Annotated in this window: 14 protein-coding genes; all 14 read right to left on the reverse strand. The window is 42.0% G+C overall.

Features of this window, described 5'->3' with window-relative positions:
- Nucleotides 1-306: 306 nt before the first annotated feature.
- The 14 genes from lysS to tilS all read right to left on the reverse strand — a co-directional run bounded on the left by lysS (nucleotide 307) and on the right by tilS (nucleotide 13,595).
- Complete coding sequence (gene lysS / locus JNO66_RS18995; protein ID WP_203090780.1) at nucleotides 307-1,797, reverse strand: lysine--tRNA ligase; 1,491 nt, start codon at nucleotides 1,795-1,797, stop codon at nucleotides 307-309.
- Between the two features lie 81 nt (nucleotides 1,798-1,878).
- Nucleotides 1,879-2,079 carry a helix-turn-helix domain-containing protein gene (locus tag JNO66_RS19000; RefSeq protein WP_203090781.1) on the reverse strand — a complete coding sequence of 67 codons (201 nt, stop codon included), beginning with the start codon at nucleotides 2,077-2,079 and terminating at the stop codon, nucleotides 1,879-1,881.
- The gene (folK, locus tag JNO66_RS19005) at nucleotides 2,067-2,555 is read right to left on the reverse strand and encodes a 2-amino-4-hydroxy-6-hydroxymethyldihydropteridine diphosphokinase (RefSeq protein WP_203090782.1); all 489 of its coding nucleotides are present in this window, start codon (nucleotides 2,553-2,555) and stop codon (nucleotides 2,067-2,069) included. The genes JNO66_RS19000 and folK overlap by 13 nt, the downstream gene beginning before the upstream one ends.
- Complete coding sequence (gene folB, locus JNO66_RS19010; protein ID WP_203090783.1) at nucleotides 2,548-2,919, reverse strand: dihydroneopterin aldolase; 372 nt, start codon at nucleotides 2,917-2,919, stop codon at nucleotides 2,548-2,550. Before folB ends, folK begins: the two co-directional genes overlap by 8 nt.
- 4 nt (nucleotides 2,920-2,923) lie before the next feature.
- Nucleotides 2,924-3,739 carry a dihydropteroate synthase gene (gene folP, locus JNO66_RS19015; protein WP_203090784.1) on the reverse strand — a complete coding sequence of 272 codons (816 nt, stop codon included), beginning with the start codon at nucleotides 3,737-3,739 and terminating at the stop codon, nucleotides 2,924-2,926.
- 12 nt (nucleotides 3,740-3,751) lie between these two features.
- Nucleotides 3,752-4,594, reverse strand: coding sequence for an aminodeoxychorismate lyase (pabC, locus tag JNO66_RS19020; protein ID WP_203090785.1), 843 nt, complete (start codon nucleotides 4,592-4,594; stop codon nucleotides 3,752-3,754).
- Entirely contained in the window at nucleotides 4,579-5,172 is a 594-nt protein-coding gene (gene pabA, locus JNO66_RS19025; RefSeq protein ID WP_203090786.1) for an aminodeoxychorismate/anthranilate synthase component II, read from the reverse strand. Before pabA ends, pabC begins: the two co-directional genes overlap by 16 nt.
- A gap of 12 nt (nucleotides 5,173-5,184) precedes the next feature.
- The gene (gene pabB / locus JNO66_RS19030) at nucleotides 5,185-6,624 is read right to left on the reverse strand and encodes an aminodeoxychorismate synthase, component I (RefSeq protein ID WP_203090787.1); all 1,440 of its coding nucleotides are present in this window, start codon (nucleotides 6,622-6,624) and stop codon (nucleotides 5,185-5,187) included.
- A gap of 105 nt (nucleotides 6,625-6,729) precedes the next feature.
- Nucleotides 6,730-7,656 carry a cysteine synthase A gene (cysK, locus tag JNO66_RS19035; protein WP_210340952.1) on the reverse strand — a complete coding sequence of 309 codons (927 nt, stop codon included), beginning with the start codon at nucleotides 7,654-7,656 and terminating at the stop codon, nucleotides 6,730-6,732.
- A gap of 114 nt (nucleotides 7,657-7,770) precedes the next feature.
- Nucleotides 7,771-8,649: an Hsp33 family molecular chaperone HslO gene (gene hslO / locus JNO66_RS19040; RefSeq protein ID WP_203090788.1), complete on the reverse strand. Its 879-nt coding sequence runs from the start codon at nucleotides 8,647-8,649 to the stop codon at nucleotides 7,771-7,773.
- Nucleotides 8,650-8,665: 16 nt separating this feature from the next.
- Nucleotides 8,666-9,436, reverse strand: a complete 771-nt coding sequence (locus tag JNO66_RS19045; RefSeq protein ID WP_203090789.1) for a type III pantothenate kinase — start codon at nucleotides 9,434-9,436, stop codon at nucleotides 8,666-8,668.
- A 122-nt stretch (nucleotides 9,437-9,558) separates the two neighbouring features.
- Nucleotides 9,559-11,547: an ATP-dependent zinc metalloprotease FtsH gene (ftsH, locus tag JNO66_RS19050; protein ID WP_203090790.1), complete on the reverse strand. Its 1,989-nt coding sequence runs from the start codon at nucleotides 11,545-11,547 to the stop codon at nucleotides 9,559-9,561.
- A gap of 69 nt (nucleotides 11,548-11,616) precedes the next feature.
- Nucleotides 11,617-12,156 (reverse strand): hypoxanthine phosphoribosyltransferase, encoded by a 540-nt coding sequence (hpt, locus tag JNO66_RS19055; protein WP_369874037.1) that lies wholly within the window; start codon nucleotides 12,154-12,156, stop codon nucleotides 11,617-11,619.
- Between the two features lie 53 nt (nucleotides 12,157-12,209).
- Nucleotides 12,210-13,595, reverse strand: a complete 1,386-nt coding sequence (gene tilS, locus JNO66_RS19060) for a tRNA lysidine(34) synthetase TilS (RefSeq protein WP_203090792.1) — start codon at nucleotides 13,593-13,595, stop codon at nucleotides 12,210-12,212.
- Between the last annotated feature and the right edge of the window lie 54 nt (nucleotides 13,596-13,649).

Raw genomic sequence — 13,649 nt, forward strand, 5'->3', positions numbered from 1 at the left:
CTACGACTTTTTTATACTTATGAGATATCGTGTATCTCTTCGTACGCTTGGCTTTTGTTCAGTTTTCAAAGAACTTAACGTCGCTGTTCGTTGCGACTTTTCAATGTTAACAAATCTCATTTAGCTTGTCAACAATTATTTTTTTGACGCCGTTTCGTTCTTGGCGACAAGAAATAATATACCACCCTGGGAAAAAGAATGCAACTACTTTTCGAAAAATAATTAAAAGATTTTTAAAGTCCATGTGTAATGGCTCCACTTCACTGATTACTTCCGTGAGTGAAGCCATTATCCATGAATTCATTCCTACTCTTTGTTTCTCATCTGAGGGAATAGAAGAACATCACGAATCGAAGGAGAATTCGTTAATAACATAACAAGTCGATCGATACCAATTCCTAAACCACCTGTTGGAGGCATTCCGTATTCAAGAGCTTCAATAAAGTCATCGTCCATCATATGTGCTTCATCATCACCCTGCTCGCGTTCAACCAATTGCTGCTCAAAACGAGCGCGTTGGTCGATCGGATCATTTAATTCCGTAAACGCATTTGCATGCTCACGGCCAACAATAAATAATTCAAAGCGATCTGTAAATCTCTCGTCTTCAGGGTTCTTCTTAGCCAAAGGAGAGATCGCCAGAGGATGTCCATAAATAAACGTTGGTTGAATTAATGTTTCTTCTACAAAGTGCTCAAAGAATTCATTAACCACATGCCCATAGCTCATCGTTTCTTTAACAGGTACTTTGTGCTCTTTTGCAAGTGCGCGAGCCTCTTCGTCCGTCATTCGCTTCCAGAAGTCCACACCTGTTTGTTCTTTAATAGCATCTACCATATGAACTCTTCTCCACTCAGGAGTAAGGTCTACCTCATAATCACCATACTTAATAACCGTTGAACCTAACACTTCTTGTGCAATGTGAGCTACTAAATTTTCTGTTAGAGCCATAATGTCCTTATAATCTGCGTAAGCTTCATACAATTCAATCATCGTAAATTCAGGGTTGTGACGTGTTGATACTCCTTCATTTCTGAAGACACGGCCAATTTCGTATACTTTCTCGAGTCCACCGACAATTAGTCTCTTAAGGTGTAATTCGATCGCAATACGCATGTAGAGAGTCATATCAAGTGTATTGTGATGAGTAATAAACGGTTTAGCTGATGCTCCACCCGCTATTGAGTGCATCATTGGCGTTTCTACTTCTAGGTATCCTTGATCATCTAAATATCTACGCATTGATTGTAAGATGCGGCTACGAACAATAAATGTATCGCGCACGTCAGGCGTTACAATTAAGTCAACATAGCGCTGACGGTAACGTTGTTCAACATCCTTTAATCCGTGGAATTTATCCGGCAATGGCCGAAGTGATTTACTTAGAAGCTTCAAGTCAGTAACCTTTAATGAAAGTTCTCCTACATTTGTCTTGAATGCCGTACCAGATACACCAATGATGTCCCCGATATCAAGAGAGTTAAATAGTGCATATTGGTCTTCTCCAATCGCATCTTTACGAACATAGATTTGGATTTGTCCAGTTAAGTCCTGAATATGAGCAAATCCCGCTTTTCCTTTTCCACGCTTGGTCATGACACGACCAGCTAAAACGGCAGGCGCCTCTTTTTCGCTTAACTCATCCTTTGAGTATTCATCAAACTCTTCGGTCATTTGTGCAGAAGAGTGGGTTCTTTCAAATTTGTGTCCGAACGCGTCTATCCCTTGCTCTTCAAGCTGCTTTAATTTGTCACGACGCACCGCTAACAAATCGTGCAATTCTAGTTCTTCACTCATTTTTTCTTCATCTCCTAAATGATAGTAGCCAGTTTACCAGTTACTTCTTTATGATCGTTCTCCCTTTGCCTTATACAGGCATTAAGGACGCAATTCATCAATTGATATACTTAATACAGATGCAATGTGACCAATTAACTGTTCATCGGGAATTCGTGTATCTCGTTCGATTTCGCCTAATACAGAAACAGATACCCCAATTTCTTTTGCAAAGCTTTCTTGAGTGTATCCCTTCAACTTACGAAATGCACGAATACGCCTGCCCCAGTTTAAGGTTTCCACATTCGTACACCCTCTTTGTCCTGTAATTGATCGTACACTTGTTTTAAAGTCACTCCCTGAACGTCAAAGCTCAAATTAGGAGCAACCTCAAGTAATGGGATAATCACAAATGAACGCTGCCACATTCTTGGGTGTGGCAGGGTTAGACTCTCCATCTTCATATTTTCTTGATCATATAGAAGAATGTCAAGGTCTATTGTTCTAGGTCCCCATCTAATTTCGCGCTTTCTTCCCAACTCGTTTTCAATCTGCTGCGTTTCTGCTAAAAGTTCGAAAGGTGGCAGGGTAGTCTTTAAGCAGACAACTAGATTTAAAAAGGACGGCTGATCAATATATCCAACTGGATCGGTCTCATAGATTGAAGAGATAGCTGTCACTTCACTATCCTTCATTAACCTCAGCTTGCTTATCGCTTTCTCTAAATAACCAATACGACTCTCCATATTTGAGCCAAGCGATAGATATACGTTAGCCATTACCTGCTCTAGCCCTTGTAATCTCTATAGATACTGAATCGTAGTGGCCTGGTATTGGAGGGTCTGGCTTAATCAGTACGACTGTACATTGATTTAAAATGGGGTATGCAGACAATAACTCTTTTGTAATGGAGTCTGCCACGGCCTCTATTAGCTGCCTTGGTTCCCCTTCTACGATTTTCTGAACTCTTGCATACACATCTCCGTAATCAATTGATTTGGTAAGGTCATCTGTAGATGCAGCCTCTGTTAAATCAAGTTCAAGAGTTAAATCAACTTGAAAACGTTGACCGAGCTTTTGCTCTTCAGCAAACACCCCATGATATCCGTAAAACTTCATTCTATTTAACCGTATTTTGTCCATACGCTTAACGCCCCTTTCCAAGCAAAGCATCCATCATCTTTGCCATTCGACTCATTTCTTTAACATCATGTACGCGAATGATGGAAGCGCCTTTTGAAATGCCTAGGCAATTTGCTGCTCCTGTTCCTTCTAACCGATCATCTACAGGAAGGTCCAACGCTTTAGATATAAATGATTTCCTAGAAACACCAAGTAACACAGGATAGCCAAGTTTGGCAATTTCGTCGAGTCTACGAATCACTTCTAGGTTTTGCTTATAGGATTTTACAAACCCTACCCCAGGATCCAGAATAATCTGTTCATCTGAGACACCCGCTTCCTTGCATAGGGTAATACTTTCCTTTAGGTCCGATAGAACATCTTCCATAAAGTTTTCATACTCACGGTCAAAGCGATTATGCATTAAAATAATCGACGCCCCATTTTTTGCAGCAACCTTGGCCATGTTTTCGTCCGCCTTAGCACCCCATACATCATTAATGATAGAAGCACCCGCTTGAAGTGCACGTTCAGCTACCTCTGCCTTATATGTATCAATAGATAGCGGAACATCCACTTCCTGTACAATCGCCTCAATTACAGGGATCACTCGTTGTAATTCTTCTTCTTTACTAACCTTGTCTGCACCCGGTCTAGTGGACTCTCCACCAATATCAATGATATCTGCACCAGCTTCTACTAATTCACGCGCTCGTTTGACCGCTAGCTCCACTTCGTTATACCGACCACCATCAGAAAATGAATCAGGGGTTATATTTAATATACCCATAATTTGTGTAGCGCCTAGTTGTGCTGGATCAATTGCTTGTCCATCTGCCATACATTCACACTCCTATTCGGCAATGCTCCATCGCCACGTTGTTTCCTTCTTATACATCTGTTGCAGTGTATCTAGGAGAGGGTGGTCTTTATACCGCTTCTCATCACAGCTGTCTACTTTCACTAGTTCTTGAATCGAATTTGTTAAAAATACTGCATCTGCCTCGAATATAGCCTCTTGTGGATAGAGCCCTTCTTTTAACGGGATTCTCTTTTTAATTAACAACTCCGAGACATACTGTCGCGTAATTCCATTCAGAATTCCTGTATCTAGCGAAGGTGTAAAGACCGTATCTCCTTTTACCCAGAAGATGTTAGACGTAATCCCTTCTGCAATCCAACCTTCTTGAGTTAAGAAGATTCCTTCTGTATTTAATACGGATCCTAGCTCTCTTTTAGCAAGAACATTGTTTAAATAATGGTGAGACTTTAAGCGATAGTCCCCCTCTGGTGTGTTGCGCCTGCGTTTTAATATACTAATGGCTTTACTACCACCCATAGGAGGAAGTGGTTTCATCATAACTGCAACAGTTGGATCCAAATAGCGGCCTGTATACAGTCCAAGCCCCTCGTCTCCAGCAGACACATTCCATCTTACATACGCGTCCTGCACTTTATTTAAACGAGCCAGTTCTTGAAGAATCTCCGTAGCGTGATCCTTTGAAATGGTCCAATCGATTCCAATTTGCTCTAGCCCTTGTCCCATACGTTGAAAATGGTCATCCAATAAAAAAGGATGACCGTTATATAAACGAAACGTTTCAAATAAACCTAATCCATACAGGAATCCATGATCAAAAAGTGATACCGAAGCCATGCTCTCATCTACATACTTGCCATTTAAATAGACGAACATGCTTGATTCCCTGAATGAGCTTCAACAAAATTTCGCAATAGCTGCTTACCATCACCAGTCATTATTGATTCCGGGTGAAATTGAACGCCCTCTATTGCTAACTCTTTATGACGAATAGCCATGATTTCTCCCTCATCTGTTTCTGCGGAGATCTCAAAACAGTCTGGTAATGTTTCACGCTTCACAATGAGAGAATGATATCTGGTTGCCGTGATAGGAGATGGAAGATCTTTAAAGATAGATCTGCCATCGTGCTTCATTTCAGACGTCTTCCCATGCATTAAACGCTCTGCCCGAACAACATCCCCGCCAAATACTTGTGCAATAGACTGATGACCCAAACACACGCCAAAGATTGGAAGCTTCCCAGCAAAATATCGAATAGCTTCTAAGCTAATCCCAGCTTCGTTTGGACTACACGGTCCGGGTGAAATCATTAAAATAGCTGGATTAAGCTCTTCAATTTCTGAAATGGTAATCTGATCATTTCGTTTAACCACAAGCTCCTGGCCCATCTCACCTAAATATTGAACCAAATTATACGTAAATGAATCATAGTTATCGATCATAAGAATCATCATAATTCCTCCTCAGCTCATCTGTGTTTCTGTGTTACACTCTTCTTCGCTCAACTCTAGCGCACGCCATAATGCACGCGCCTTCTTAAATGATTCTTTGTATTCGTGGTGAGGGTTGGAATCACTCACAATCCCAGCACCCGCTTGTACATGCGCGAGATTATCATGACAAACCATTGTTCGAATGGTGATATTTAGCTCCATGTCTCCATGAAAACCAAGCCAGCCAATGGCACCAGTATATACACCTCTTTGCACAGGCTCAAGCTCTTCAATAATTTCCATCGTTCGTACTTTCGGTGCGCCTGTAATTGTGCCTCCCGGAAAAACAGCACGAATCACATCATAGTTAGAGTGCTTCTCCGCAAGCTCACCTACCACATTTGATACAAGGTGCATGACATGTGAATATCGCTCGATGACCATTAGTTCATCCACCTTAACTGTACCATAGCTCGAGACACGACCGAGGTCATTACGCTCAAGATCTACAAGCATGACATGCTCTGCACGCTCTTTCTCATTAGAAAACAATGAATCTGCAAGCTGCTGATCTTCCTCTTCTGTTTTTCCGCGGGATCGAGTACCCGCAATAGGTCTTGTGCTTAACTGATTGCCTTGCTTTTTCACTAGCAGTTCAGGCGAGGCACTAACAATCTGGAACCCAGGTGTTTGCATATATGCCATATAGGGTGATGGATTCAACGTTCTAAGATTTTCATATACATGCATGGGCGAAACGGTGAGTGGTTTGGTTGACCTGAGTGACAGGTTAACCTGAAAGACGTCCCCTTGTGCGATGTACGCTTTAATTTTGTTCACCGCTTGTACGAACTCCTGTTCCGTCATACTGGAACTGGATGATTTGTCCGTGTGTGATCTCTTCCAAGCTGGCTTAACACCTAATTCCATTCGCCAACGACTCTTATGCTCAACTAAACGAGTTTGAAGCTCAGCTTCATCTTCTCCATTCACACATAAGTAAAGAACTTCATGATGATGATCATAGACAAACACATCCTCAAACAGCATGAGGTACACTTCAGGCAGTGGAAGATCATCTTCTGCTTGAGTTGGAATCTGTTCCATTTCTCTCATCAAATCATAACTAAAATAACCAATTGCCCCTCCACTAAAAGGGATCCCCTCGATCGCTTCAGAGGCATCAATCATATATGGCTTCATCACTGATTCAAGACTTTCAAGTAACGGCCCCTGCCATACCTGCTTTTCTTGATTCATCTCAAACGTTAATGTTTGATCGTGCCCTTGGAGAATTGCAAATGGGTCAAGACCCATCATGCTGTACCTGCCACCGCGTCCACTTTCAAGTAGAACATGGTGCAGAGAATGGCTTGCCATTTGCTGATAATTCTTAAACCACTCTTCTTTTTTTAATGAGAATGAACTTGCTCTTGTGATTCTGGATGTCGTTGAGTTCAATGTAGACATCTCACCTTCTCCCTTTTAACCGTCAGATATGGCTTCTATTTTACATGACATCGAACCATAAGAAAAGGCAGTCCCGTGTTCTGGACTGCCTTTTTGTATAGACGATTACTCTTCTTCAAATTGATAGAGAGCTGTACTAAGGTATCTTTCTCCATTTGATGGAATAATTGCTACAACCTTCTTACCTGGTCCAAGCTTTTTCGCAACTTCAAGCGCAGCATAAATGGCTGCTCCTGATGAGATTCCACCTAGAATGCCTTCTTCTCTTGCTGCCTTACGAGCAAATTCAAAGGATTGCTCTGTAGATACTTGAATAACCTCATCATACACGTCTTGGTTAAGAATCTTCGGTACAAAACCAGCACCAATTCCTTGAATCTTGTGAGGGCCCGGGCTTCCACCAGATAGGACTGGAGAATCCTTCGGTTCAACAGCAACAACTTTAAGTTCAGGGAAATGTTCCTTTAAGAACCCGCCTGCACCTGTAATCGTTCCGCCTGTTCCAATTCCTGAGATAAAAGCATCAAGCTGACCGTCTACTTGTTCAAGCAATTCTTTACCTGTTGTATTACGGTGAATAGCAGGATTCGCTTCGTTTTCAAATTGTTGAGGCATAAAGTATCCATGCTCATTCGCAAGCTCCGTCGCTTTACGAATCGCTCCGCCCATACCTTCAGGACCTGGAGTGAGTACAACCTCTGCGCCGTATGCACGAAGAAGGTTGCGACGCTCTAAGCTCATGGTTTCAGGCATAACAAGTATGGCTTTAAATCCTTTTGCTGCAGCAACCATTGCCAGACCAATTCCCGTGTTCCCACTTGTAGGTTCAACAAATGAATCACCAGGCTTGATTTTTCCAGCTTCCTCAGCAGCTTCCAGCATTGCCAGACCAATACGATCCTTTACACTACTACCCGGATTGTAATATTCCAATTTCAAATAAACATCAGCATGTTGATCCGTCGTTAACCTATTTAATTTCACTAAAGGCGTGTTTCCAATTAAATCGAGAACAGAATTGACAGCAGTCATAATGAGCCTCCTTAATTCCTAGTAAATTTATTGGTTTTATAAGTTGATACTATCAGAACTCTACTTATAAGTCAATGAATCTACGAAATGAAAAAGAAGGATTTTACATTTTTATTAAACGGCTTGTTCTTTTAATTCTTGAAGCTCAGCACCAGTAAAGTGGTACTTTTCATTACAGAAGTGACATACGGTTTCCGCTTCGCCGTCTTCTTCGATCATTGCCGTAATCTCGGCTTGACCTAAGCTAATAATTGCATTAGCAATTCGATCCTTTGAACATGTACATTTAAAGACAACCGGTGTCTTTTCATGAATCGTTACTGATTCTTCTCCTAAAAGGGAATACAGGATTTCCTCAGGAGGCATCCCAAGTTCCACAAGCTTAGAAATAGGCGGAATCGTAGATAGACGTTTTTCAATCTCATCAATGACCGCGTCATCTGCACCAGGCATCAACTGGAGAATGAATCCACCTGCAGCTTGGACCGTGTTATCTGGATTAACTAAGACTCCTACCCCAACGGAGGAAGGTGTTTGTTCAGAGTTTGCAAAGTAATACGTAAAGTCCTCACCAAGCTCACCAGAAACAATCGGTACACTTCCTGTAAAAGGTTCACGCATTCCAAGGTCTTTCACAACAGATAGAGATCCTGTTGTTCCAACAGCTCTAGCTACATCTAACTTTCCGTTTTCATTTAAATCAAAATGAGTTTGTGGCTTCGAAACATACCCTCGCGTTTCGCCTTTTGCGTTACTATCGGTTACAATTGCGCCGATCGGTCCGCCGCCTTCTACTTTTACTGTTAGCTTTTCTTCACCTTTAAGCATCATACCCATCATTGAGCTTGCCATCATTGTACGACCAAGTGCTGCCGATGCGGTTGGCCATGTACCTTGTCTTCGCACAGCTTCATTTACCATGTCTGTTGCAACAAGCGCATACGCACGAACCTTTCCGTCAAACGCTGTTGATTTTACTAAATAATCGTTCATTTATTTCATCTCCACTCTAGATGTTTTTTTCGTAAATAGCTTTGAGCCCTTTTAACGTTAAATAAGGGTCTACTATATCAATCATAGACGATTCAGGTGCTAACAATTCAGCAAGACCACCTGTTGCAATCACTTTCGGCTTTACGGTTAGCCGTGATTCCTTATGAATTCGAGAGATAATCGCTTCCACGCCTCCAATATATCCATAAAACGTACCAGCCTGCATGGCGTGTATCGTATTTTTCCCAAGCATTGTCTTTGGCTTTGTCAATTCTATTTTAGGAAGCTTCGAAGCCCTCATATATAAAGCTTCAGCTGACACGGCCATTCCAGGAGATATGGCTCCTCCAACATATTGTTCCTTATCATTAATGTAACAATACGTAGTTGCCGTTCCAAAATCAACAATGATCGCAGGAGTCTCATAATGAGTCAACGCACCGACGGCATTTGCAATTCGATCTGCGCCCACCTCACGGGGATTCTCATAAAGGATGTTTAATCCTGTTTTCACACCAGGACCGACGACTAGCGCTGTCTGATTCATATACATCTTACACATCAGTTCGAGCGTGTGCATGATGGGAGGCACGACTGATGAGATCGCTATTCCACTAATATTTGAGAACGTGATTCCTACATCCGCAAACATCGACTTCACCAGAACCGCGTATTCATCTGCTGTTTTCTGTCGATCCGTCGCCATGCGCCAAGAGCGTATACATTCATTCTCTCTATACACACCAAACACAATGGATGAGTTTCCAACGTCCATGACAAGAATCATCTTTTCACCATCCTCGCTGATTCGTTTTATATTATGCGTGTAAATGATCTTTTTGGCAAAGATCGTGCCTAGTAAAAGAAAAAGAAGATACCCGAATGGGCATCTTCTTTCAGGCTTTTGAATTACCGACGATCGGTATCCTGGCTTCCACCATCAGCCGGTGGTTCATTTTCACCTTGATCCAGGTTTGTTGTTTCTTCATATGGAGTTCCGTCAGCACGACCATCTTGCTTTCCATTAATATTCACTTTCATATCGGAATCGCCTAGCTTATTTCCGTGATGATTCTCCGGAAGCTTTCCTTCGTTGACAAGGGAAAGAATTTGCTCAGCATCCAATGTTTCGAGTTCGATTAATGATTCAGCTACACGGTCTAATGCATCTTTGTGTTCTAAAAGGATTTGTCTACATTTTTCGTAAGCATCCTTAATGATCTTTTGAACTTCCATATCTATTTCGTGAGCAATCGCATCACTGTAGTTTTGTTCGTTTTGGATGTCACGTCCTAGGAATACTTGACCACCAGATGACTGACCAAATTGCATTGGTCCTAGCTTCTCACTCATTCCATATTCCGTTACCATCTTACGCGCAATACCGGTTGCACGTTGGAAATCGTTGTGAGCTCCAGTACTTACTTCACCGAATTGAATTTCTTCTGCAACCCGGCCACCGAGCAACCCAACAATTTTGTCGATTAATTCAGGCTTCGTCATAAAGTAACGATCTTCTTTAGGTAACATCATGGCGTATCCACCAGCCATTCCACGGGGAACAATCGTTACTTTGTGAACAATGTCAGCACCTTCAAGCTTCACACCAACAACAGTGTGACCTGCTTCATGCCAAGCCACAATGTTTTTCTCTTTCGCAGAGATTACACGTGTTTTCTTAGCAGGACCGGCAATGACACGGTCAATCGCTTCTTCAACATGAGACATTCCAATTTTCGTTTGGTTATCTCTCGCAGCGACAAGAGCCGCTTCGTTTAGAAGGTTTTCAAGATCTGCCCCTGAGAAACCAGGTGTTCTCGTTGCAATCACATCAAGTTTTACATCATCGCCTAATGGCTTGTTTTGAGCATGAACAACAAGAACCTGCTCACGTCCTTTTACGTCTGGGCGGTTTACTTGAATTTGACGGTCAAATCGTCCAGGACGAAGTAATGCTGGATCTAGAATATCGGAGCGGTTTGTCGCTGCGATGATAATAATCCCTTCGTTTGAACTAAATCCATCCATCTCAACAAGAAGTTGGTTAAGTGTTTGTTCACGTTCATCGTGTCCACCACCAAGACCAGCACCACGCTGACGACCAACTGCATCAATTTCATCAATAAAAATAATACAAGGAGCATTTTTCTTTGCGTTCTCGAATAAATCACGCACTCGAGATGCCCCTACCCCTACAAACATTTCTACGAAGTCAGAACCACTGATCGAGAAGAACGGCACGCCTGCTTCACCTGAAACAGCACGAGCAAGTAAGGTTTTACCTGTTCCTGGAGGCCCTACTAGAAGAACACCTTTTGGAATACGTGCACCAATTGCAGCGAATTTGCGTGGATCCTTAAGGAATTCCACAACTTCAACGAGCTCGGCTTTCTCTTCATCTGCACCAGCTACGTCCTTAAACTTAGCTTTTTTCTTATCATCGCTCACCATTTTAGCCTTACTCTTACCAAAGCTCATAACACGGTTACCGCCGCCCTGCGCTTGGCTCATAAGGAAGATGAATAATATGATAATGATTACAAATGGAATAAGAGACGTGAAGATTGCCACCCAGCTGTTTGTCTCATCAGCAGGCTGGATCTCTAATTTACTCTGTGCTTGCGCGAGTAGTTCAGAGGTTTGCTCACTACGTAGTACGTACGTTTCGAAAAATTCATCCTCTTTGGCCCCAACAAGCTGACCGCGTACCAGATAAACATCTCGTTCTGGTTTTATACTAAACGTTTCTACATTTCCTTGCTCTAGTTCTTGAGTAAACTGATTGTAATTTAGATCTTTTACAGTATTCTGATCTGTATTAATCACACTTACAATCCCGATAATTACCAAGAAGATAAGCAGATAAAAGATCGTATTTCTAAACACCCGATATTTCATTCTAGACCTCCTCCCACGTCCAACAAAGCTGCAATAATAGTACCATAACGGACTTTAAGTCCACAAACATTACCCCTCATAAATCTCTGGTTTTAACACGCCGATGTAAGGAAGATTACGGTAGCGTTCCGCGTAATCAAGTCCAAACCCTACAACGAAGGCATCTGGCACTGTAAAACCACACATATCAGGGACGAGATCTACCTTGCGTCCATCAGGCTTATCTAAAAGAGTGACAACCTTAACTGATTTGGCTTTTCTATAATGAAACAGCTCAATTAAGTACTTAAGAGTAAGTCCGCTGTCAATGATATCTTCGACAATCAAGACGTCACGTCCTTCAACAGACGTGTTTAAGTCTTTAATAATTTTCACTTCACCAGATGAAACCATGGCATTCCCATAGCTTGATACATCCATAAAGTCTAACTCAAGATGAGCATCTACATGCTTAATTAGCTCTGCCATAAAAGGGAGCGCACCTTTTAGAACACCTACAAAAAGAGGGAACGCGTCTTTATATTGTTCCGTAATTTCGCTTCCTAATTCACGGGCTTTATTCTGGATTTCTTCTTCGGAAATCAGTATCTCTTTCAATTCATCTTTCATCAAAGGCTTTAGACCCTCCTGTTTAATTCGGTTCCTAAACCGTATCAACCGGTTTAGTTCCTTAAAAATGTCAGCTTCACAATGTTCTTAGTCTTTTCTGTAACGACTGCTATACGTGATCTTTGTAAGTATGGTACCCAAATAATGCATCCATTTGCATCGGTAACAATTGGCCACTCTGATCTTAAAGACTTAGGTAACTTCCGATCAATAAAAAGCCTGTTAAGCTTCTTCGTACCGTCCATTCCTAAAGCATTAATCCGATCACCTGGTAGGGTTACGCGGACACTTAACGGCATTTGAACAGAGTCCAAATCTAAGAGCACTTCATGCGGTCCGACTGGTTCTTCTTGGCTTACAGAACTAGCGCTTACCTCTCCTAGTGAGTGAAACACTTTACCCGGTACCTTAAGCTCCTTAGTTATGTGATTCAGTTCGTTTTGCTCGTTTCGCACAAAGTGACAACGGTTGTATTCGCGATTTACTTTCAAACCATCAGGCAGTTCAAGCGTTGCTGAAGGATTATTCGCTCCTAGCATTGTTATCGTTTGCTCAATATGTACAGAAGTAATACGGGCAGACTTCTTGTAAAGATAATTTAATATTAGATGAATCATTCTCCTTTGTAAAGGGAGTGCCACTGAGAGGAATAAATCAATGGAGATTGTAACAATTTGTTCACGTTTATCAAGGACTACCTGCTTCATGGCCTCTTCTGCGAGACCATTTAAAAAGTCTTGATCTTCTGATTGCCACTCCTGATATCGTTGCACATGCATATGTATGTTTGGATTCTCTTCGGTTACAAATGGAAGAATCACTTCTCTAAAACGATTACGTGTATATGCTGATGAAGTATTGCTTGAATCGATCCTATAAGGAATCCTGTTTTCCTCGCAGTACGCGACGATATCTACTTTTGACAAGGATAAAAAGGGCCTTATCAGTGTCGCTTGATGAAAGGGTCGTAGAGCTTCCATTCCTGGCTTTTGCAGGGCATTTGCACTTCGAACGAGTTTCATTAGAACCGTCTCGATCTGATCATCACCGTGATGCGCAACGGCTAGATAGCCTCCCTTTACCTCATCCAATATTCTTTCCAATTGGCTGTACCGTAATTCTCTTGCTGCTAGTGATGAACCAATTCGTTGCTCTTGTGCATACCGCTTAACATCCACTCTTTGGGATATAAATGCGATCCCCGCCTGCTCACAATATGCCCTTACCAAGTGTTCATCCTGATCGGATTCATCTCCACGAAGTTGATGGTTAATGTGAGCTGCCGTTATGCGTATGTTATACTTTTGCCTTTCTTTATAGAGAAAATGCAATAAAGCCATTGAGTCCGGGCCACCAGAAACGGCAATAACAATATGCTGCCCTTCTATACCCATCTGTGTGTGCTTTATAAACGTATGCACCGACTCCTCAATGTTCAAACCAAAACGACCCCTTTGCCTTATGTTTTCACCCTACTTGAGTTTATTATAGCG

This window comes from Alkalicoccobacillus gibsonii (genome assembly GCF_016798245.1).
GTDB lineage: Bacteria > Bacillota > Bacilli > Bacillales > Bacillaceae_D > Alkalicoccobacillus > Alkalicoccobacillus gibsonii.